General features: G+C 61.4%; 24 protein-coding genes. 11 read left to right on the forward strand and 13 right to left on the reverse strand.

What is annotated here, in order from left to right:
- On the reverse strand, window positions 1-278 hold a 278-nt coding region (locus tag EFQ99_RS05225; RefSeq protein WP_164736334.1), incomplete at its 3' end, for a helix-turn-helix domain-containing protein.
- Between the two features lie 254 nt (window positions 279-532).
- On the opposite strand from EFQ99_RS05225, the gene EFQ99_RS05230 reads away from it, so the two are divergent.
- Window positions 533-1,336, forward strand: coding sequence for a hypothetical protein (locus EFQ99_RS05230; RefSeq protein WP_245441440.1), 804 nt, complete (start codon window positions 533-535; stop codon window positions 1,334-1,336).
- On the opposite strand, the gene EFQ99_RS05235 is transcribed toward EFQ99_RS05230, so the two are convergent.
- Window positions 1,333-1,611, reverse strand: coding sequence for a hypothetical protein (locus tag EFQ99_RS05235; RefSeq protein WP_126919606.1), 279 nt, complete (start codon window positions 1,609-1,611; stop codon window positions 1,333-1,335). The two genes, EFQ99_RS05230 and EFQ99_RS05235, sit on opposite strands and share 4 nt — an antisense overlap.
- A gap of 427 nt (window positions 1,612-2,038) precedes the next feature.
- Here EFQ99_RS05235 and EFQ99_RS05240 point away from each other — a divergent pair, with 427 nt between their 5' ends.
- Window positions 2,039-2,419, forward strand: coding sequence for a VOC family protein (locus EFQ99_RS05240; RefSeq protein ID WP_126919607.1), 381 nt, complete (start codon window positions 2,039-2,041; stop codon window positions 2,417-2,419).
- Window positions 2,420-2,473: 54 nt separating this feature from the next.
- Here EFQ99_RS05240 and EFQ99_RS05245 read toward each other — a convergent pair whose 3' ends face one another.
- Window positions 2,474-4,480 carry a methyl-accepting chemotaxis protein gene (locus tag EFQ99_RS05245; RefSeq protein ID WP_126919608.1) on the reverse strand — a complete coding sequence of 669 codons (2,007 nt, stop codon included), beginning with the start codon at window positions 4,478-4,480 and terminating at the stop codon, window positions 2,474-2,476.
- A gap of 422 nt (window positions 4,481-4,902) precedes the next feature.
- Between EFQ99_RS05245 and EFQ99_RS05250 the strand changes: the two genes are divergently transcribed.
- Complete coding sequence (locus EFQ99_RS05250; protein WP_126919609.1) at window positions 4,903-5,778, forward strand: transporter substrate-binding domain-containing protein; 876 nt, start codon at window positions 4,903-4,905, stop codon at window positions 5,776-5,778.
- Between the two features lie 14 nt (window positions 5,779-5,792).
- Here EFQ99_RS05250 and EFQ99_RS05255 read toward each other — a convergent pair whose 3' ends face one another.
- The 5 genes from EFQ99_RS05255 to EFQ99_RS05275 all read right to left on the reverse strand — a co-directional run bounded on the left by EFQ99_RS05255 (window position 5,793) and on the right by EFQ99_RS05275 (window position 8,944).
- Window positions 5,793-6,206: a tellurite resistance TerB family protein gene (locus tag EFQ99_RS05255; protein ID WP_126919610.1), complete on the reverse strand. Its 414-nt coding sequence runs from the start codon at window positions 6,204-6,206 to the stop codon at window positions 5,793-5,795.
- A gap of 48 nt (window positions 6,207-6,254) precedes the next feature.
- The gene (locus EFQ99_RS05260; protein ID WP_126919611.1) at window positions 6,255-7,010 is read right to left on the reverse strand and encodes a thermonuclease family protein; all 756 of its coding nucleotides are present in this window, start codon (window positions 7,008-7,010) and stop codon (window positions 6,255-6,257) included.
- A gap of 11 nt (window positions 7,011-7,021) precedes the next feature.
- Window positions 7,022-7,687 carry a S24 family peptidase gene (locus EFQ99_RS05265; protein WP_126920834.1) on the reverse strand — a complete coding sequence of 222 codons (666 nt, stop codon included), beginning with the start codon at window positions 7,685-7,687 and terminating at the stop codon, window positions 7,022-7,024.
- A gap of 123 nt (window positions 7,688-7,810) precedes the next feature.
- On the reverse strand, window positions 7,811-8,458 hold the full coding sequence (locus EFQ99_RS05270; RefSeq protein ID WP_126919612.1) for a response regulator: 648 nt from the start codon (window positions 8,456-8,458) through the stop codon (window positions 7,811-7,813).
- A 90-nt stretch (window positions 8,459-8,548) separates the two neighbouring features.
- Complete coding sequence (locus EFQ99_RS05275; RefSeq protein ID WP_126919613.1) at window positions 8,549-8,944, reverse strand: hypothetical protein; 396 nt, start codon at window positions 8,942-8,944, stop codon at window positions 8,549-8,551.
- A 117-nt stretch (window positions 8,945-9,061) separates the two neighbouring features.
- Between EFQ99_RS05275 and EFQ99_RS05280 the strand changes: the two genes are divergently transcribed.
- Window positions 9,062-9,415 (forward strand): DUF952 domain-containing protein, encoded by a 354-nt coding sequence (locus tag EFQ99_RS05280; RefSeq protein ID WP_126920835.1) that lies wholly within the window; start codon window positions 9,062-9,064, stop codon window positions 9,413-9,415.
- Window positions 9,412-10,500 (forward strand): quinone-dependent dihydroorotate dehydrogenase, encoded by a 1,089-nt coding sequence (locus EFQ99_RS05285; RefSeq protein WP_126919614.1) that lies wholly within the window; start codon window positions 9,412-9,414, stop codon window positions 10,498-10,500. Before EFQ99_RS05280 ends, EFQ99_RS05285 begins: the two co-directional genes overlap by 4 nt.
- Here EFQ99_RS05285 and EFQ99_RS05290 read toward each other — a convergent pair.
- Genes EFQ99_RS05290 through EFQ99_RS05300 form a run of 3 tightly spaced genes read right to left on the reverse strand, consistent with a single transcriptional unit; the run spans window position 10,476 to window position 12,616 of the window.
- Window positions 10,476-11,822 (reverse strand): MATE family efflux transporter, encoded by a 1,347-nt coding sequence (locus tag EFQ99_RS05290; RefSeq protein ID WP_126919615.1) that lies wholly within the window; start codon window positions 11,820-11,822, stop codon window positions 10,476-10,478. The genes EFQ99_RS05285 and EFQ99_RS05290 overlap by 25 nt on opposite strands.
- A gap of 7 nt (window positions 11,823-11,829) precedes the next feature.
- The gene (locus EFQ99_RS05295; protein ID WP_126919616.1) at window positions 11,830-12,348 is read right to left on the reverse strand and encodes a CAP domain-containing protein; all 519 of its coding nucleotides are present in this window, start codon (window positions 12,346-12,348) and stop codon (window positions 11,830-11,832) included.
- A 1-nt stretch (window position 12,349) separates the two neighbouring features.
- Window positions 12,350-12,616, reverse strand: coding sequence for a DUF6460 domain-containing protein (locus EFQ99_RS05300; protein ID WP_126919617.1), 267 nt, complete (start codon window positions 12,614-12,616; stop codon window positions 12,350-12,352).
- Between the two features lie 192 nt (window positions 12,617-12,808).
- Here EFQ99_RS05300 and EFQ99_RS05305 point away from each other — a divergent pair, with 192 nt between their 5' ends.
- The 4 genes from EFQ99_RS05305 (at window position 12,809) to EFQ99_RS05315 (ending at window position 15,820) form a co-directional block, all read left to right on the forward strand.
- Window positions 12,809-13,741, forward strand: coding sequence for a class I SAM-dependent DNA methyltransferase (locus EFQ99_RS05305; RefSeq protein ID WP_126919618.1), 933 nt, complete (start codon window positions 12,809-12,811; stop codon window positions 13,739-13,741).
- Window positions 13,742-13,951: 210 nt separating this feature from the next.
- Entirely contained in the window at window positions 13,952-14,587 is a 636-nt protein-coding gene (locus tag EFQ99_RS05310; protein ID WP_126919619.1) for a YitT family protein, read from the forward strand.
- A gap of 98 nt (window positions 14,588-14,685) precedes the next feature.
- Window positions 14,686-14,853, forward strand: a complete 168-nt coding sequence (locus EFQ99_RS34910; RefSeq protein ID WP_164736333.1) for a hypothetical protein — start codon at window positions 14,686-14,688, stop codon at window positions 14,851-14,853.
- A gap of 235 nt (window positions 14,854-15,088) precedes the next feature.
- A complete protein-coding gene (locus tag EFQ99_RS05315; protein ID WP_126919620.1) occupies window positions 15,089-15,820 on the forward strand; it encodes a hypothetical protein in 732 nt (243 codons plus the stop codon).
- Between the two features lie 24 nt (window positions 15,821-15,844).
- Here EFQ99_RS05315 and EFQ99_RS05320 read toward each other — a convergent pair whose 3' ends face one another.
- Together EFQ99_RS05320 and EFQ99_RS05325 are read right to left on the reverse strand one after the other, a co-directional pair.
- Window positions 15,845-16,306: a carboxymuconolactone decarboxylase family protein gene (locus EFQ99_RS05320; protein WP_126919621.1), complete on the reverse strand. Its 462-nt coding sequence runs from the start codon at window positions 16,304-16,306 to the stop codon at window positions 15,845-15,847.
- Between the two features lie 22 nt (window positions 16,307-16,328).
- Entirely contained in the window at window positions 16,329-16,829 is a 501-nt protein-coding gene (locus EFQ99_RS05325; protein ID WP_126919622.1) for an RrF2 family transcriptional regulator, read from the reverse strand.
- A gap of 97 nt (window positions 16,830-16,926) precedes the next feature.
- Here EFQ99_RS05325 and EFQ99_RS05330 point away from each other — a divergent pair, with 97 nt between their 5' ends.
- Together EFQ99_RS05330 and pdeM are read left to right on the forward strand one after the other, a co-directional pair.
- Window positions 16,927-19,437 (forward strand): ligase-associated DNA damage response DEXH box helicase, encoded by a 2,511-nt coding sequence (locus tag EFQ99_RS05330; protein ID WP_126919623.1) that lies wholly within the window; start codon window positions 16,927-16,929, stop codon window positions 19,435-19,437.
- 21 nt (window positions 19,438-19,458) lie between these two features.
- Entirely contained in the window at window positions 19,459-20,187 is a 729-nt protein-coding gene (pdeM, locus tag EFQ99_RS05335) for a ligase-associated DNA damage response endonuclease PdeM (protein WP_208722722.1), read from the forward strand.
- Window positions 20,188-20,195 lie beyond the last annotated feature (8 nt).

The raw sequence follows: 20,195 nt of genomic DNA on the forward strand, positions 1-20,195 counted from the left end.
TCCCTGATCTTCCTGGCACCCCAATGCGGCTTCTCCTTCTTGAGCCGCACGATCATTGCCTCCACCGGCTCGGGCAACTGGTTGGCGTAGCGCACCGGCCGTCGAGACCGGTCCGTCAGTGCCTCCAGGCCGTCGTCCTTGTAGCGGTTGAAGATCTTGTAGCCGGTCTTGCGCGAGATGCCGAACTCCCGGCACACATCGCTCATCCCTTCGCCCTCCAGCAGTCGGGCGACAAATCGTAGACGTTCCTCCATCACCGAAGTCTCTTTCCACGGCATCAACACCTCCCGCCAAAAAGCGAAAAGTGTTACCCATGTCTCCGGTACGAAACGTCACCTATCTCTCAGGTCGAGCATCAATAGTTAAGCATCGTGACGTTTCACTTGTGTGCCTGCCGTTTCACTTGCGATCTGGGCGACGGTGGCGATTTTGCGACTAGCTTCCCGTCGATCACCACGCATTCGGTTAGTTGACGGTTGAACGTGATAAAATCATCTTCCAGCCAGTCGCGTAGCCAGCCTAGGTCAGATAAATGACAATGCTAGTTGCTTCCATGGACCATAGTCCACAGGAGATTCCGAATGATCGTGGGGGCTGGCATACGACCGCCCTCCTGGTGTCTGAGAGCGCCGAACAGTGGGGATGGGAGAGTACGCTAGGGCCGTTGTTGAACCGTCAGAGCAAGACGTTGAAGAAATGGGCCGCGAACCGCAATCACCGATACCGCGAAGAATTCCGCGGGCAGTTTCCCAAAATCCTTGCGAGCAGTGAGGTCTTCGGTCTGGCTTTTAGCGTCCAAGGTGGCACAGTTGCAGATTCACTCTCTGAGTTGATCGTCAATCTGGGCTTAAGCCAGCATATTTTGATTTCTGAGCGGGAAGTATCGGTGGTCGGCTTATCATCAGGCCGTGAGTTCGCGATTTCGATCGTTCAAGCTTCCTATGTTATCTACCTTCTATATTTTCTCTGTCGAATGCACGCTCTGATTCTTGATCAATTGCGAGACCAGGGTGGAAGCCCTCTTCCGTATTGTGATTGGCAGATTAGCCCTGATAACTTTCCTCTTGGGCTGACCGGGCCGATGGCCGAATTGTTTTCCATATCTGCCAATAGCGCTTCAGTCCTACGTCTCATACGCGGCAATTTCCGTGTATCGACACACCTCAGAGGTGACCCCGGGGCGGAGGTTTGCGATAATCTTGCTGGGATGCTTCGGCAAGATTTGCAACGAGGAGTCTGCAATTTTGACCTCGCCGCGAGACCTAAGAAGGGCGCGCTATACTGGGAAATCCATTCACCCACTCCACATATCTTTTCCACAGCGACGTCGATCTAATCCCCAAAGAACCGGATCGGCTTGTATTGGCGATGCGCGATGATCAGGCTTCGGTCGGGCTGGATGATGTAGGTTTCCTCCACCTGCCGGCCGTATTGGTCGATGAAATCATGCGGGAAGGCGGAACCGACGGGTGATTTGGTGAGCTTGGTGCGCGGCTGGCCACTATAGGTGATGCTTCCCGGGATGGGTTCGAGGCCGGGGCCGCTGTAGCTGACGGTGTTGCATCCCGCGAGAGCGAGTGTGCCGATAAGGCCGATGATTGCAGGTTTCATATCCATCCCCTCCCAATGTCATGATTGACATAACTCTACGCCTTGCCGGAGAGAGTTCACGACACAAGTGCCCATGCCGCTCTTCAATCCTTCGGGAAATGTCCCTGGGGACGTCGTGATCGCGCGGTCGGCGCAACGCGACATCTACCTATTGATATTAGGGCGAAAATTCCGTTCCGCCAGTCGTGTGGCAACCCATCCATTGCCGAAACCGATGCCGTCTGCTAGATCGGCATGGTCGAAAAAGGCAGGATCGGTTGAGGTAAGCCCGATCCCTTCCGCGAGAGCGTAAACAGCGCCCTCAAGAAGCTCTGCTCCGTGCCATGGCACGAGAACCCGCGACGTGGTCCGCATGAAGATGCGGGATCCCGGCGGCGTGCGGAGACAGCAAATGGCAGTCCCGGGATTTTTTCGAACGGAGACTGTTATGCGCCTGAACCATCTTGATTTCTACGTGCCCGATATCGCCGCTACGGCGGATTTCTTCATCCGTCATTTCGGCCTGAGGCTCAAGGATATGCGTGGCCTGAACGGCCTCGCCATCCTGGAGGATGATGCCGGGCTCGAAATCGTCCTTAGCCACGCGATCGCCAAGTTCGGCACTGCCGATCAGGTCGAACTGCAGCGCCAGACCTATCATATCGGCTTCATCCTGCCCGAAAGGGCGGATGTCGATGCTGTTCATGCCAGGCTCGTTGCAGCCGGTGCTGATCTGTCCGGACCGCCTGCCGCCATTCGCGGCGGCTGGCTGTTTTATTGCACGGCGCCCGGAAACATCCTCGTCGAGATTGGCTGGCGGCCGGGTTAGTGCAAAAACAAAGGGCGGCCGCAGCCGCCCTTTCCAATGCCTGATTGGACCGCCTCAGAACTCGGTCCAATCAGCGTCCTTGCTTGACGATGTGCTGTTGCCTGCACCAAAAGCGTTGGCGATCTTCTGGCCGAGCGCCCGGGCCGGCGACGCGGTCGGGCGGGCAGCGCCTTCCCGGGCGACGCGGATCGGTGCCTTGGCAGCCGGGCGCGCGGTAGCGCGCGGCGCCATCGCCGTTGGCCGGGCCGACGCGATCGGTGCGGCGGCGGCGAAGCCGCCGGTGCCCGTCAGCCTGAATTGGCCGAGCAGATTGTTGAGCGCTGCTGCCTCCGTGGCGAGGTTGTGGCTGGCGGCCGTCGATTCCTCGACCATTGCCGCATTCTGTTGCGTGCCCTGATCCATGGTGTTGACGGCGGTGTTGATCTCCTGCAGCCCGATCGACTGCTCGCGGGAGGCTTCGGCGATCGCGTGGACGTGCTGGTTGATCTCCTGCACCTCCTGGACGATCGCGTCGAGCGCCTTGCCGGTCTCGCCGACCAGCGAAACGCCGGTCTGCACATGCGTGCCGGAGTTGGTGATCAGCGCCTTGATCTCCTTGGCAGCATTGGCCGAGCGCTGGGCGAGTTCGCGCACTTCCTGGGCGACGACCGCAAAGCCTTTGCCCGCTTCGCCGGCGCGCGCCGCTTCGACACCGGCGTTCAGCGCAAGCAGGTTGGTCTGGAAGGCGATGTCGTCGATGACGCCGATGATATTGCCGATCGCGACCGAGGATTGTTCGATCTGCTGCATGGCGGAGACGGCCTTGCGGACGATCTCGCCGGATTTTTCGGCGCCGAGGCGGGTATGGGCAACGAGCTGGCTCGCTTCCTCTGCACGCTTGGCGGCGTCGCGCACCGTCGTGGTGATCTCTTCCAGCGCTGCCGCCGTCTCTTCGACGGAGGCCGATTGCTGCTCCGTCCGCTTGGAAAGCTCGTCGGCGGAAGAGCGGATCTCGTTGGCCCCGGCGCCGATCGCCCGGGCGTTGGCGCCGACCGTATGCATGGTCTCGTTGAGTTTCTCGACCGAATTGTTGAAATCCTCACGCAGTGCATCGAGATGCGCGACGAAGGGCTCATTGATATGCGAGGCGAGATCGCCAGCGGCAAGGCGGCGCAGGCCGTCGCCGAGTGCCGCGACGGCGCGTTCGAGTTCGGATGCCTCGCGGGCCTTCTGCGCCTCGCTTTCACGGCGCTCGTTGTCGCTGACGTTGCGGTCGGCTTCGGCACGCACCTCGATCTGGACGCGCTCGATTGCGTTGTCGCGGAAGGTCGAAACGGCCTTTGCCATCTGGCCGACTTCGTCACGGCGGTCGAGGCCACCGACATCGCTTGCGGTATCGCCCTCGGCAAGCCGGGTCATGCGCTGGCGCAGCTGCGTCATCGGACCGGCGATGCCGATCTGGGCCACAACAACGCTGAAGCCGACCGCGGCGAGCACGGCGATGCCGATCAGCACGAAACAGAAGACGATCCGCCCGTTGATCGAAGCCGAAAGCGCGTCGCCGCCATCGGTGAGCATCGCCATCATCGCATCATTGTTGGCGATCATTTTCGGCGTCAGCGCATTGAGCTTGGCATTGATCAGGGCAACGTTCGAAAGCGCGCCGGCGCTGTCCTTAGCCTTGCTCTGCTCGATGATCTTGTTCGCCACCGTTTCGATTTCATCGATGCCGGCCTGGATCTCATCGATCGCCGGCTTGCGGCTGGGCACCAGCGCCAGCGCCTGCTTCATGCGATCACGGGCCTGCGGCAGCTTGCTCGGCGTGGCGAGCGCCGTCTGGAATTCCGGCGTATCGGGTTTCATCTCGGCAAGCAGCGTTACCTGCAGCACCGAGGCAACCGCCGATGCGCTGGCGCGCGCGCTGAGCATCGAGGCCTGCGCCTCGTGATCGATGAAGGCGCTGTAGGCGGCGTCCGCGCGGTGGAACTCGGAGATGACATAGGTCAGCCCGGCCATCGTGATGAGCCCGAGCAGCGCCACGACCGAAATGATTTTCGTGCGGATTTTCAGATGCTTCAACATGGAAATGTCACCCGATTGACGGGCACGTCGCGCGCCCGGTGCTTTTGAAATCAATTGCTGCAGAAAAAAGCGCTGCTTCAATATCGCGGTTCAAGGATAGGTTTGGACTGACGCGTGCATCATGCGATCGGCTGGCGGGGTCCGATGTCGTCGCCACAAATAAAAGGCGATATTCTTTAATTCCGCGCTAACAGCGGGCGGCGGATGCCCGCAATTTTTAGGGGCTGAATTGTTAGCCCCGGACGGCGCCTCAAGTCTCTTCTCTCCTCGGGGAGAAGAGGGAAGCAAGGCATTGCCGCATATCCCTTTGAGGTCCGAAACCGAAGCCATCCGCACTCCCCCGCATATTCCCCGCCGGGCATGACTCTGATACATCTCGCCGGCGCGGCAACGCTTCCCGCTTAACCCGAGACCGGATCACAATGATGCAATCCAAGCTGGCATCCCTGGCCCTGAAGGGTTTTCTCGCGTGCGGGCTGTTTCTCGGAGCGCTCTTTTCGACTTTTACCGCATCCGCCCAGCAGGCAGCACCCTCGCTGCCGCTGCTCTTCGATGCACGCGAACGCCTGGCCAAACCGGATCTTTCCTCGCTGGTCCGCCTTCGCTTCCTGACCTCGGTCGATTTTCCGCCCTTCAATTTCACCGATCAGAACGGCAAGCTGTCCGGTTTCGACGTCGACCTTGCCCGCGAAATCTGCAGTGAGCTCGAGATATCGGACAAGTGCCAGATCCAGGCGATCCCCTTTGTCGATCTCAAGGATGCGCTCGCCGCCTCGCAGGGCGACGCCGTCATCGCCGGCCTTGCCGTAACCCCGGAACTACGCCGGCGGTTCGTCTTCTCCAGGCCCTATCTGATGCTGCCGGCGCGCTTCGTGCGCAATCTCGCGGCGCCGATCGATGGAAAGACGGCTGCGGCACTTTCGGGCCGGCCGGTCGGCGTCGTCAGGGGTACGGTGCACGAAGCGATGCTGGCCGCCTTCTTCCCGGCCCTCAAGGCAGAGCCGTTCGATACCAAGGAAGCTCTGCTTGCCGCACTCAAGGACCGCAAAGTCGATGCCGCCTTTGCCGATGCGTTGCAGCTTTCCTTCTGGGTCTCTTCGCCGGCTTCGGCCAAATGCTGTTCGCTCTTCGACGGTCCTTATCTCTCCGAACATTTCCTCGGCGAGGGCATGACGATCATGCTGCGGCAGAAAGACAGCGTGCTGACATCGGCCATCGATCACGCGCTCGCCGCGCTTTCGCGCAACGGCCGACTCCAGGAAATCTATCTGCGCTATTTCCCTTACGGACTCTATTGAGCCGCAACTGGACTTCAGCCCTTGCGGAAACGGGCAATCGCGCTGCGCTCGATTGCCGCGCAGGTGAGTTTGTCGAGGCCGAGCCGGTCGCGCAGCAGGCTGAGCAGCCGCAGTTCCTCCGCCTTGACCGAAAGATCGGCAGAGGCGACCTCGACGGCGAGTGCATAGGCCGTGTCGTAGAGTTTTGCCGGCAGGGTGTCGCGCACGGTTTCCAGAACGACGTCGAGGCCTTCCGGCCCGGCAAGCAGCGAGGCGCAGTCGCGCGCCACGGAAATCAGGTTGTCGTCATCGAAATCCCTGAAAACCGGCAGGAATCCGATCAGCTGGCCAATCCTCTCCATTTCCCTGTCGTTCATCGTGCTGTCGACGGCGGATGCCATCACCATCACGTATATCAGCGCATCATGGGCGGAAAGCGGCTTGTTCATTTCTGATTCCTTCTTCGATCAGCCCAGATTAGGAACTGGCGGCGGCCTTTACAAGGGATCGGCAGCATTGCGCAGCTGCCGGGCCGCCGGCTGTTTGCGGCGCGGATCGTCGCCGTAAAGGCCTTTTCCGGCCTGTCTGGCCTTCTCGGCGGCGGTTGCAAGCGGCGAGCCCGCCGCCGCTTCCGCCCAGCCGTTTTCAGCGAGCCATGCGCCGAGGTCCTCTGTGCCGAGCCGGCACGCAGCCGTCGCCGTTCCCTGCCCTTCCACTGTCTCGAGATCGCAGGTGATGCTGCGGTTGCGCAATAGCAGGCGCAATGCCGTCTTCGCCATCATGCCGCAGGGCCATTGCCGGCTTGCCGGTCCGCATATCCTGTCGACCGGCGTCGAGACGATACCGGCAAGCTGAAGCCTGCGCTCGCCGAAGGAAAGAATGCCGGCATTTTCAACCGCCGGCCGCGACAACTCCATCGTCTTTTTCGTGCCGAGACTGGCCGTTTCGTCCTTCAGCGTCCCCGCTTGGTGTTTGACATCGGCGGCTTTGGGCGCAGTGCCGCCAGATGCAGTCGGGGAGGGCGGGACCGGCGGTTCCGCCGAACGGGCGATCATTTCGGCGTGTTCGTCCGATATCGCCGCCGGCTGCCCGGCTGTCTCAGGAACAGCATCCGCCGTTGCGGTCGTTACCTCTTCTGCTGGTGCGATCTCTTCTCCGCCCGCGCCGCCGCCAAGCTTTGCTTCGCCCGCCATCAGCAGGCCGGCCACCACCGCAATCCCTGAAATACCCGTGAGCAAGGCGGCAGGGCGCATGGAATATCTTCCTATTGGCTGGCCCAGATGATGCGGGCAATCCAGTCAACGTCGGAAAGATCGAGGACGCGGTTGGGATGTTCGGGATTGAGCGACATGAGCTCGATCGACCGCGGGCTCTGACGCAGCAGCACCTTGGCCATCACCTCGCCCTCGCGTGTCCGTACGACGACGCGGTCGTTGCGGCGCACCTGCGCCCCCGGCTCGACGATCAGCACATCGCCGTCGCGGTAGAGCGGCATCATGCTCTCGCCCTGCACCTCCAGCGCATAGACGCCAGCCTTCTGTGATGGCGCCGCCGGAAATTCCACCACGTCCCAGCCTTGGCCGGCCGGAAAACCGCCATCGTCGAAGAAGCCGCCAGCGCCTGCCTGTGCAAAGCCGAGCAGGGGGATCGAGCTGCCTGGAGGCGCAAATGCTGCGTCCGGGAGCCCGGAAGGGCTGGTGCCCGGCCGCATGAAGGCGAGAAACTGTTCCATGCTCGCCCCTGTCGCCTCAAGCACCTTGGCGATCGATTCCGTCGAGGGCCAGCGCAACCGCCCGTCGGCGGAAAGCCGTTTCGATTTATTGAAGGAGGTCGGGTCCAACCCGGCGCGCCGCGCAAGACCGGACGGCGTCAGGTCATGCCGTTCGGCAAGCCTGTCGATCGCCCCCCAGATCTGCTCGTGTGACAGCATGATGCGCCCGATCCCGTGCGGCTCATCCAATGCCGCGCTTCAACCGAGCGGAATATTAACCGACCGCTCCGCCCGAGTAAAGACGGGAAAGGAATAAAATCCTGTCATCGGCGCGTGCCGGATTCAGGCGACCATTGCCATATTGATCTTGCCGAGCTGGATGACCGCCTGCGTCCGGCTGTCGACATCGAGTTTCAAGAGGATCGCTGAGACATGCGCCTTGATCGTCGCCTCGGAGACCCCGAGTTCGTAGGCGATCTGCTTGTTCAGCAGCCCTTCGGCAAGCATGGTCAACACCCGGCTCTGCTGTGGCGTCAGGGTATGCAGGCGGTGGATCAGGTCCGCGACATCGGGATCCTGTTCCTGGCCGTCGCGATAGCTGTCCGGCGTGGCGATATCGCCGGCAAGCACCGTCTGGATGCTGCGGCGAATGTCTTCGATACCGGAGGATTTGGAAATGAAGCCGGAAGCGCCGAGTTCCAGCGCGCGGCGGATCGTCGTCGCATCGTCGGTTGCCGAGACGATAATGATCGGCAGGCTGACAAATTCGGAGCGCAATGCCATCAGGCCGGAAAAGCCGCTGACCCCAGGCATGGCGAGGTCGAGCAGCATCAGGTCCGCGTCCGCATGGGCGCCTGCCGCCTTGCGCGCGGCGGCAAAATCGCCGGCTTCGACGATCGCCTGCCGGCCTTCCATGCCGATCACCGCCTGGCGCAGCGCATCCCGGAAAAGCGGATGATCGTCCGCGATGATGATGGTCTGTTCGTGCATCGAAAACTCCCTCCCAAGAGTCCGATCATGCCGCACGCGCCGCCATCCCCTCAGCGCCGCATGCATGCCTGCTGACGCGACTATACCAGATCAGGTCTTCTGCGGAAGGGGATTGGTGTTTTCCTCAGCCTGGAACTCCTTCACCATCCCCATGAAACTCTTCATCATCCGCTCCATGATGCTGATCGAACGGTCGACCTCGGCATCGCTCGGCAGCGCGCGCTGGGCGGTATTTTGCTCCAGCGCCGTCACCCGCTTTGCCAGCCGGTCGAGTTCGTCCTCATAGGCCGCCCGCTCGTCGGCCGCCATCCGGCAGACGAGGGCGCCGTCCTTGTCCTGGCAGATCGACATCGCCCCGGTCTGCCGGTCGAGCCGGACGAAATGGTCGCCGCTCTTCTCCAGCTGGAAGCGGCCCGCATCGGCTTCGGCGGCTGCGGCCGCAAACGGCAGGAGAAAAACGCCAAGCGTAATAACCAATGCCTTCATCGTCTCATCCTCCGGAATTTGTTTCCGCCAGTCCCGTTTTTCGCGCCGGGGCGTGGACATCGTCGCCTCTTTCCGGCAAAGCCCTCGTGACCGAGGACCAGCAATCGCGAGGCCATGATGAGCGTGACACCGACCCTTTACAAGATCGTGACGGAAACGCTCTGGCAGCAAGCCAGACAAACCGGCATTTTTCATGGCGCCGGTATCGATCTCAACGACGGTTTCATCCATTTCTCGACCGCAGGCCAGGTGAAGCAGACCGCCGCTCTGCATTTTGCCGGCCAGTCCGGCCTGCTGCTGATTGCCGTCAATGGCAGTGGCTTCGGCGACAAGCTTATCTTCGAGCCCTCGCGCGGCGGTGATCTCTTCCCGCATCTTTATGCCGATCTGCCGCTTTCCGCCGTACTCTGGGAGGCGCCGCTGCCGCTCGATGAGGCAGGAGCTCATGTCTTCCCGGAGCTGCAGCCATGATCGATCCCTTCAAGCGTATTGCCCGCAAGGGGCTCTTCCTGTTCGATCCGGAAACCGCGCACGGCATGTCGATCGCCGCACTGAAATCCGGCCTCGTGCCTGCCTGCCACATCGCTCCCGATCCGCGCCTGCGCCAGACCGTTGCCGGCCTCGTCTTCGAAAACCCGCTCGGCATGGCCGCCGGCTACGACAAGAATGCCGAGGTGCCGGAGCAGCTGTTGAAGCTCGGTTTCGGCTTTACCGAGATCGGCACGGTGACGCCGAAGCCGCAATCCGGCAATCCGCGCCCGCGCATCTTCCGCCTGGTAGAGGATGAGGGGGTCATCAATCGCCTCGGCTTCAACAATGAAGGCCATGACGCCGCCTTCGGGCGCCTCTCCGCACTGACGGGCAATGGGATCGTCGGCGTCAATATCGGCGCCAACAAGGACAGCGAGGATCGTATCGCCGACTATGTCGCCGGCATCCGCCGCTTTTATTCCGTCGCGCGCTATTTCACCGCCAACATCTCCTCGCCGAACACGCCTGGCCTGCGCGACCTGCAGGCGCGTGAAAGCCTTGCCGCGCTGCTGTCATCAGTGCTTGCCGCGCGGGACGAGGAAGCGAAGAAATCGGGCCGGAAAATCCCCGTCTTCCTGAAGATCGCTCCAGATCTCACCGAGGAGGGCATGGACGACATCGCCGCCGAGGCGCTCTCACATGCGCTTGATGGGCTGATCGTCTCCAACACCACGCTCTCCCGCGACGGGCTTAAGGATCAGCGCCAGGCGAAGGAAGCGGGCGGCCTCTCGGGCGTGCCGCTTTTCGAAAAATCGACGGCTGTGCTCGCGAAAATGCGCAAGCGTGTCGGCCCCGCCCTGCCGATCATCGGCGTCGGCGGCGTCTCTTCGGCTGAGACCGCGCTGGAGAAAATCAGGGCGGGCGCCGATCTCGTCCAGCTCTATTCCTGCATGGTCTATGAAGGCCCCGGCTTGGCTGGCGATATTGTTCGCGGCCTCTCCAAGCTCGTAGACCGAGAAAAGGCCGGTTCGATCCGCGAGCTGCGCGACACCAGGCTGGACTACTGGGCCGCGCGAAAGGTCTGATCGGCCCGCGGCTTCACCAGCATGGCCAGGAAGAAGCCGCGGAAGAGCAGGAAGGCGTTCATCGCCAGCCACAGGCCGTGATTGCCGAAGAGCGGCACGAAGACGGCGAGCATCGCCAGATAACCGGCAAAGGACATCAGCATCCGGTTGCGCATCTCGACCGACCATGTCGCGCCGATGAAGACCCCATCCATCAGGAAGGCGAGCGCGCCGGTCAGTCCCGTCACCGCAGCCCAGGGCAGATAGGTTTCGGCCGCCTGCCGAACCTCGGGCGAGGTCGTCAGCACCGAGATCAGCCAGGGACCGGCGAGGAAGAAGAAGGCGGAACCGATCGCCGCCAGTCCGAAGGACCAGAAGATCGTAAGTTTCAGCCCGCGGTCGAAGGCCGGCCGGTAGCGCGCGCCGATCGCCCGGCCGATGATCTGTTCGGCGGCATTGGCAAGCCCGTCGAGATAATAGCCTGACAGCAGGAAGAAATTCATCAATACGGCATTGGCGGCAAGCGTCACCGCACCGAAGCTGGTGCCGATCCGTGTCATGATGGTGAAGGCGCCGATCAGCACGAAGGTACGGATCAGGATATCGCGGTTGAGCGCGAAAAGCTCGGCCAGCCGGTGCCTGGAAAAGATCTCCGCCCATGCCGGCCGCTCTGCCTTGTCAAAGCCGCTGAACACGATGAAAAGCCCGACGAGCGCACCTGCCGTCTCGCCGGCCATCGTTCCCCAGGCAACGCCCGCGACACCCCAATCGAGCGTCAGGCCGAGATAGATGGAAAGCAGGATGTTGATGCCGTTGATGATCGCCTGCAGCAGCAGACCGATATTACCCTGTCCGCGCCCGAGCACGAATCCGAGAATGGCGTAATTCGCCAGCGCCGCCGGTGCGGCGAGAATGCGGATCGAGAAATAGGTGCTGGTCGCCTCGGCAATCGCCCCTTCCGCGCCCATCAGCTTCAACCCCGCCGCTATCAGCAGCGGCGAAAGACAGAGGAGCGCCAGCCCGCAGCCGAGCGCTGATATCAGCGCTCTGGAGAAAACGGCCTGCTGCTCGTGCCGGTCCCGCCTTCCATAAGCCTGCGCGGTCAGCCCGGTCGTCGAGGCGCGCAGGAAGTTGAAGCTGCCGAGGATGAGATCGAAGAGCATGGCGCCGATCGCCAGTCCTGCAAGCGCCTCCGCATTGCCCATCCGGCCGACGACGGCGGTGTTCGTCAGTCCAAGCAGCGGCGTCGTCATAAAGCCGAGCGTCATCGGAATGGCGATCGCGAGCACCAGCCGGTGCGTTACGTCGAAAGCCAGAGAGTTGTTGTTGCTGCGCGTATCCATGCCTGCCTCATATCGAGGCGGAATCGCCTCGGCTGGAAAGCACCATGGCCCAATAGGGCAGGTTCCGGGAAGATGTATTATGCGCGACGGCAACACCGAGCCCATCATAACGCCCGAGCATGTTTTCGAGGTGATGGGGCGAGTTGATCCAGGCTGTCACCACGGCGTCAACGCTCTGCTGGCCGGACGCGATATTCTCAGCCGCCGGCAGCCGGACACCACTTGCTTTCACACGTGCGCCAAAACTGTCGGTCATGCCCATGAGATGCGCCATCTTGCCGGCGCTCGCCATGCGTTTCGCCTGGAAGAGGGCGGCGGTCTGCGCTGCCGGATCGACGGCAAGCGGCGGTAGGCCGTTCTTCGCCCTCAGCTGGTTGACGAGCGGCAATACGCTCGACGTTTCGTCCTCGCCGTCAGACGGCGTGCCGGCGATCCGCGGGGTGCTGGTGCAGCCGGCAATGCCGGCGGCGAACGCAAATCCGGAGAGACGCAACAGACTGCGCCTGGAAAGAACGATCGATGTCATGTTACCTGTGATAGCTGAAAAGGCGGAGGATGACGAAGAGCGGGATGACGATCGTCGCCCCGAGGATGAGATAGTCGCCGACGCGTCCGAGTGCGGAGAAGCCCCGATGCCAGATCTCCAGGATGAAGTCGCGGACCCCATCGATGATGCTCCACGGCGTCAGGCCGAAAACGGTCATGACGAAACCGACGATCAGCGACACCACAATAAGCTTTACCAGTGTGCGGCCGAGTGAATCGCCGAGGAACCTGTTCACCTGATCGGACATGCGCCATCTCCTGTTTGCCCTTGGAATAAGGTTGCGGCGCGCCGCCCGCAAGCCCTTTCCGGAATTGGCCCCTAAGCCCCTTGCGGGCTTGGCCGCTTCGCTCCCTTTGTGGCTGGGCCGCTTCGCCTCTGAAATAGGACTTGAGTTTTTTTGTGGCCGCCGCCAAATGCGGGCCAACCAATAGGTCCATTCATGCAGCCCCATCAGCTTTCCTCAGGCGACGTCATCGCCGACCGCCGCGCCGATTATGCCAGGATGCTCGAAGAAGGCGGAGAGCCGGAAGCGGCCGCCGAACTGATGGAGCAGGCGCTCGAACTCGTGCCCGCCTGGGCTGCCGGCTGGTATCGCCTCGCCGCCTATCTGGAAAAGGCGGGCAAGGGCGAAGCCGCGATCGAGGCCTATCGCAGGACGCTCGTCCTCGATCCCGAGGATATTTTCGGCGCAGCCCTCAAACTCGCCCTTCTCGGCGATGTCGCCACACCCGACCGGCCACCGAGTCGCTATGTCGAGCGCCTCTTCGACGATTATGCCGACCGTTTCGAAGCAGCACTTGTCGAAAAACTAGACTACAGCGTCCCGCAGAAGCTCGCAGCGCTTGTTGCCTCCACCGGCAGGCGCTACGAACGCGCCGTCGATCTCGGCTGCGGCACTGGTCTGCTCGGTCCGGAAATCCGCTCCGCTGTCGGCCGCCTCGAAGGCTTCGACCTCTCGCAGAACATGCTGGCGAAGGCCGCCGAGAAACAGGTTTATGATACTCTCGCCCAAGCCGATCTCTCGCTCGCGCCGGAGCTCTCCGGTCTCTTTGCGGATGCCGCGCACCATCGCGCCGACCTGGTAACGGCAGCCGACGTGCTGATGTATCTCGGTAACCTCGAGAGTGTGTTTGCCATCATCGGAGAACTCGCTGCATCAGGCGCGGATATCGCCTTTTCCGTCGAGGATGCCGGCGATGGGGATGGCTTTCATCTCGCTCCGTCGCTGCGCTACGCCCATTCTGAAACGTATGTAAGGATGCTTCTTGCCCGTCATGGGCTGGAAGTCCTTGCGACCGTCAAGTCGGTCATTCGCAAAGATGGCGGAAAACCGGTCTCCGGCATTCTGTTCCTTACGCGCAAGCCGGCCTGAGCGAATATTTCTTGCGATTTTCAAATAGGTCAACATTGCTTACCTATTCCGCTTGATCGAACCGCAAAAAGCCTGATATTGCACAGATATCCGCAGCGAGCGCGGCGATAAAACGCCGAGCGCTCCAGCTCATTTCATAATGAAAAATATCGTCGCGTCGGGGTCTTGCCCGGACGTTCCTGAACTCGTCTGCCGTTGGAGACTGGCGACATGACACAGCTCATCAATGCCCTTGGCGTCTGGAACACAAGCGCGACGCGTCACTCCACCGTTGAGGATGTGCAGGGCATATTCTCCGGGAGCCTCGTCGCAGCCCTCGGCCTCTACGTGCTCGCCAGCGCCGGTCTTCTCACAGGCAGCACGGCCGGTGTCGCTTTCCTCCTGCATTATGCCTTCGGCGTCAATTTCGGCCTCGCCTTCTTCCTGCTCAACCTGCCGTTCTTCTATCTCTCGTGGAAGCGCCTCGGCATGGCCTTCACGATCAAGACCTTCATCGCGATCGGCCTGACATCGGTGCTATCAGATGCGCAGTCGCGCTTCTTTTCCATTTCGAGCATCCATCCGGCCTGGGCGGCCCTTCTCGGCGGCCTGCTGCTCGGCTTCGGCCTGCTGGCGCTCTATCGCCACCGCGCCAGTCTCGGCGGCGTCGGCATTCTCGGCATCTACCTGCAGGAGCGTTTCGGCATCCGCGCCGGCCTCGTCCAGCTTGCCATCGACATGTGCGTGCTCGCCGTCGCCGTCTTCGTCACCACCCCGCCTGTCGTCTTTTATTCCGTGCTCGGCGCGGTCGTGCTCAACCTCTTCGTCGCCATCAATCACCGCGCTGATCGCTACATCGCGCTCTAACCTTACAAATCGGTAAGCCATTCTAAACAAAACGTAACTTGCCTGCGGTCAGCCTCGGCGCGACACTCCTCCTCGCGCCGGATTTGATGAGGTGAGCCATGTCAGATTTGGAAAAACTTGTGAGACGCCGCATGCAGGAAGAATATGCCAAGGGCGCTTCCGCAGAGGAAGTCGCGAAAGTCGTCCGCGACCTGTTCAACAGCATCGACCTCTCGGGCAATAGGTTTGACGCCGTTGCCGTACGGGACATCACCGATCGCGAGTGACCAGATATTCAACCGACCCGAACTTTTCGGGTCGGTTGCCGGAATGAATTCTTTAAGTAGATATCCATCTCGCCGCCTTCTGCGGCGCATCGCTTGGAAGCCGGATTCTCTAAATCGTCATAGTATTGCATCCTACAATGAATACATCGCCACGGCGAATTTTCGATTGTATTTCGATTGTCATTTGCGACCTAACCGATTATTTTACTGACGGGCGATGTTGGGATGTTTTACCATGTCTTATGGTGATGGCGCGGTCGAGACAGACGAAGAAATCATCGAGAACAGATCATCAAGCGAACGGTCCTATCTGCGAAGCCTCAAGTCGATTGTGCAAGGCTTCAGTCGGTTTTTCAGGCTGATTGCGGTCGTGTACGCGCTGGCCGCTCTCGTAAGCATATTTGGGACGCTCATCTTGATGTCGCGGATCGAGGACGGCAGTGGGGCGCTTGGTTTGTTGACCATGCTCTTCACCATCTTCAATATCTGTTTGACCGTGTGGTTCGCTGGCCTGTGCGCGAGCCTCGCAAACCTGCATATCAAGAAAATTGAAGACGACGTGCGATATCGCCTGGTTTTTGACAAGGAAACACGCGGGATGACAGCCGATATTCTGGACAAGGTACGCAAGCGAGCAGAGCAGATATCGCAGACATTGACAGTCTACGGTGATTTTGTCGGCAATCAGACCGCAGTCGTGGGAAACGACAACGAGATCACCCAAACGGTGCAGAAGGCAGACCGCGACGAGGTTGCGAGCGCGTTGGGTCTGCTTATTGCATATTGCGAAGAGAGCGGCAGACAGGACGCTCAGGAGTTGGCAAGGAAAATTGCAGGCGAGGCTGAAAAGCCGACGCCCGACAGGAATATTATTTTCGATGCATGGACACGGCTTGTGTCGATTATTCCGACAGTGGGAACGGTCGTCGGAATAATCAACGGCATCCGGACTCTTATGGGAACCTGAAAGCCATCGGCGTGAAGCTGTGCATCACGCGGCCTTCGTTACCTTGTCGATCGGATGCTGCGAACGGAAACCGACGGCAAGCCGGTTCCAGATGTTGATCGCGCCGATCGCCACCGTAATCTCAGTCATCTCCTTCTCGGAGAAATGCACCTTCAGCGCTTCGTAGTCGGCATCCGGCGCGCCGGTTTTGGCGATATTCGTGACGGCGTCGACCCAGCCGAGCAGGGCGCGTTCGCGGGCGTCATAGACCGGCGATTCCCGCCAGACGCACATCAGGTTGATCCATTGTTCGCTGAGCCCATCATGGCGGGCTTCCTTCACATGCATGTCGACGCAATAGGCGCAGCCGTTGATTTGCGAAGCGCGAAGTTTGATCAGGTGGATGAAGCGGCGCTCCAGCCCGGAGGACTGGACATATTGCTCGAGTGCGGCGACCGCCTTGTAGGCGTCAGGGGCGGCTTTGGCGAAGTTGAAACGTGGTTGCATCATCTTTCTCCTTGGTTAGGGCTCAGCGAGCCGTCTTACGTTCGTGGATTTCGAGGAAAGCGCAGCCTCGGGCTGCGATCGATCCGTCGTCGAGAGCATTCAGTTCGATGCCGAGATCGGCGATGCTCGTCTTGGCGAGTTCCGCCCGGTACACCCGTTCGGCTCGGAGCATCGCCGCGCTGATGTTGCAGGGCTTGGCGAAGAAGTGATCGGAGACCGGATTCGGCCCGCGCTGGCGTATTTCGGCGCAGCGGAAAGCCGGTGCCGGCCCCTCGACTGCGAGCAGGATGTCGAGCAGCGAAATCTCCCCCGACGCCTTCGCAAGCCGATAGCCGCCCTTCGGCCCTGGCACGGTATCGAGGATGCCGGCGCCCGAGAGCGCCTGTAGATGCTTGAGCAGGTAGCTTGTCGAGACGCCGTGGAATTCTGCCAGTGCCGCTGCCGAAAGCACGCCGCCTTCAGAGAGGCCGGCAAGCATCGCGACGCTGTGAATGGCCTGCTCGACCCCATCGCTCATTTTCATCGAAGACACCTCCTCAATTCGTGGATAAAAAATATCTACGATTATCGCTTCTGTCAACCACTCTTCTTTTTCTCCCGCATTTCACTACTTTCAAGGCGTGGACCAGATCGATTCCGAAGCCCGCGCCTTGCTGCCTGCCGCCTTTGCCCGCTGGTTTGCGGAAAAGGGGTGGCGCCCGCGCGCCCATCAGCTGGAACTGCTCGCCCGCGCCGAAGCCGGCGAAAGCACGCTGCTGATTGCGCCGACCGGCGCCGGCAAGACGCTCGCTGGCTTCCTGCCCTCTCTGACTGATCTTACCCGCCGCGGGCGGATTCCGCCCGGCTCCGCCTTCACCGGCATCCACACGCTCTACGTGTCGCCGCTGAAAGCGCTTGCCATCGATATCGAGCGCAATCTGATGAAACCGGTCGAGGAGATGGGCCTGCCCGTCACCGTCGAAAACCGTACCGGCGACACACCGAATGCCAAGCGCCAGCGTCAGAAACTCAACCCGCCGGATATTCTGCTGACGACGCCTGAGCAGGTCGCGCTGCTTCTGGCGAACCGCGAGGCCGAGCGCTTCTTCAAGGATTTGAAATATGTCGTCCTCGACGAGTTGCATTCGCTCGTCACCTCCAAGCGCGGCCATATGCTTTCGCTCGGCCTTGCCCGCCTGCGCCGCCTTGCCCCTGGCCTGAAGACCATCGGCCTGTCGGCGACCGTCGCTGAGCCGATGGACCTGCAGAAATGGCTGGTCGAACAGGAGGAGGGGAGTGAACATCACGCCGGCCTCGTCGTCGTCGAAGGCGGCGCCAAGCCCGAGATTTCAATCCTTTCAACCGAAGAGCACATTCCCTGGGCTGGCCATGCCGCCCGATACGCCATTCCCGATGTTTACAGGCAGCTCCTCGAACACCGCACGACGCTGCTCTTCGTCAACACCCGCAGCCAGGCCGAAATGCTCTTTCAGGCGCTCTGGACGATCAATGACGACAACCTGCCGATTGCGCTCCACCATGGCTCGCTCGATGTCGCCCAGCGCCGCAAGGTCGAGGCGGCGATGGCCGAAAACCGGCTACGTGCGGTCGTCGCCACATCCACGCTCGATCTCGGCATCGACTGGGGCGATGTCGATCTCGTCATTCATGTCGGCGCGCCGAAGGGCGCCTCGCGGCTTGCCCAGCGCATCGGCCGCGCCAACCACCGCATGGACGAGCCGTCGAAGGCGATCCTCGTGCCGGCCAACCGTTTCGAGGTCATGGAGTGCCAGGCGGCCCTCGACGCCAACTATATCGGCGCGCAGGACACCCCGCCGGTTGGTCGCGGGGCGCTCGACGTGCTTGCCCAGCATGTGCTCGGCATGGCCTGCGCCGAGCCTTTCGACATGCTCGAACTCTACGACGAGGTGACCAGTGCCTTGCCCTATGCCGATCTCACCTGGGAGACCTTCGAGCGCATCGTCGATTTCGTCGCGACCGGCGGTTATGCGCTCAGGACCTACGAGCGTTATGCCCGCATCCGCAAGACCAAGGAGGGCCGCTGGCGCGTCTCCAATCCTGCGGTCGCCCAGCAATATCGCCTCAACCTCGGCACCATCGTCGAAAGCCCGATGTTGAATATCCGCATGGTCAAGCGCGGTGAGGGCGGCAGGATCGGCCGTGGCGGCGCCACGCTTGGAAAGGTCGAGGAATATTTCCTCGAGCAGATGTCGCCGGGCGATACCTTCGTCTTCTCCGGCAAGGTGCTGCGCTTCGAGGGCATTCGTGAAAACGAATGTCTCGCCTCTCAGGCCTTTTCGCTCGATCCGAAAATCCCATCCTATGCCGGCGGCAAGTTTCCGCTCTCGACCTATCTGGCCGAGCAGGTGCGGGCGATGATCGCCGATCCCGACCGCCGGCGCCGCCTACCGGATCAGGTGCGCGACTGGCTGTCGCTGCAGAACGACAAGTCGATGCTGCCAAAGCGCGACGAATTCCTGATCGAAACCTTCCCGCGCGGCAGCCGCGGCTATATGGTCGCCTATCCCTTCGAAGGCCGTCTCGCCCACCAGACGCTCGGCATGCTGCTGACCCGCCGGCTGGAGCGGACGGGCGCCAAGCCGCTCGGTTTTGTCGCCACGGACTATTCGCTGGCCATCTGGGGCCTTGAGGATATGGGGCTAATGATCGGCAACGGCCGCCTCAGCCTCTCCGAACTCTTCGACGAAGACATGCTCGGTGACGATCTCGAAGCCTGGCTCGACGAATCCTTCCTGCTGAAGCGCACTTTCCGCAATTGCGCCGTGATTGCAGGCTTGATCGAGCGCCGCCATCCGGGCAAGGAAAAGAGCGGCCGCCAGATCACCGTCTCCGCCGACCTGATCTATGACGTGCTGCGCAGCCACGAGCCGGATCACATCCTCCTGCAGGCAACCCGGCAGGATGCGGCGACGGGACTTTTGGATATTGGCCGTCTTGGCGATATGCTGAAGCGAATCAAGGGCCACATCACCCACCGCGCTCTCGACCATATTTCCCCGCTCGCCGTGCCGGTGATGCTGGAAATCGGACGCGAGGCGGTGCCGGGCGAGGCCCATGATGCGCTGCTTGCCGAAGCGGCGGACGATCTGATCGCCGAAGCTCTGGCATGAGACGACTGGGAAAAGACGACAGTGATAAACCGCCTGGCGCTGGCGCGCGATATTTCAGGACCTGACGCGATACCGGGCATCGAGACATCGGTGAACGGTATTGCCGCCGTCTGCGATCCGCTCGGCGCTCTCTATCTGCCGGATGCCGGCCTGCTCGTCGTCTCCGACCTGCATCTGGAAAAGGGCGCGGCCTTTGCCCGCCGCGGCATGATGCTGCCGCCTTACGATACGCTGGCGACGCTGACCGTCCTTGACGCTGTCATCTCACGCTATGATCCGAAGCTCGTCGTCTCGCTCGGTGACAATTTCCACGACCGCGTCGGTTCGAAGCATCTGCCGGAGAATTTCCGCGCACTGATCATCGCGATGGCGCGCGGCCGGGAATGGATCTGGATCAACGGCAACCATGACCCTGACGGCATCGTCGACCTGCCGGGCGCTTCTGCCGACGAAATGCACTATGCCGGCCTGACTTTCCGCCACGAGCCGAAGAACGGCTTACAGAGCGGCGAAATCGCCGGCCACCTGCACCCGTCGGCGACCGTGCGCCGGCGCGAAAGATCCATCCGCCGCCCCTGCTTTGCCACCGACGGCGCCCGCCTTCTCATGCCGGCCTTCGGCGTCATGAGCGGTGGTCTGGATCTTGGCCATCAGGCGATGAAGGGCCTGTTCGACAAATCTTCGCTGGTGGCGCATCTTTTGGGGCGGGATCGGATCTATTCAGTCCGGTACGGGAATTTGCGCGGATAGCGCCTGCC

The sequence above is a fragment of the Rhizobium vallis genome (genome assembly GCF_003985155.1).
In the GTDB taxonomy this organism is placed as follows: Bacteria; Pseudomonadota; Alphaproteobacteria; order Rhizobiales; family Rhizobiaceae; genus Rhizobium; species Rhizobium vallis.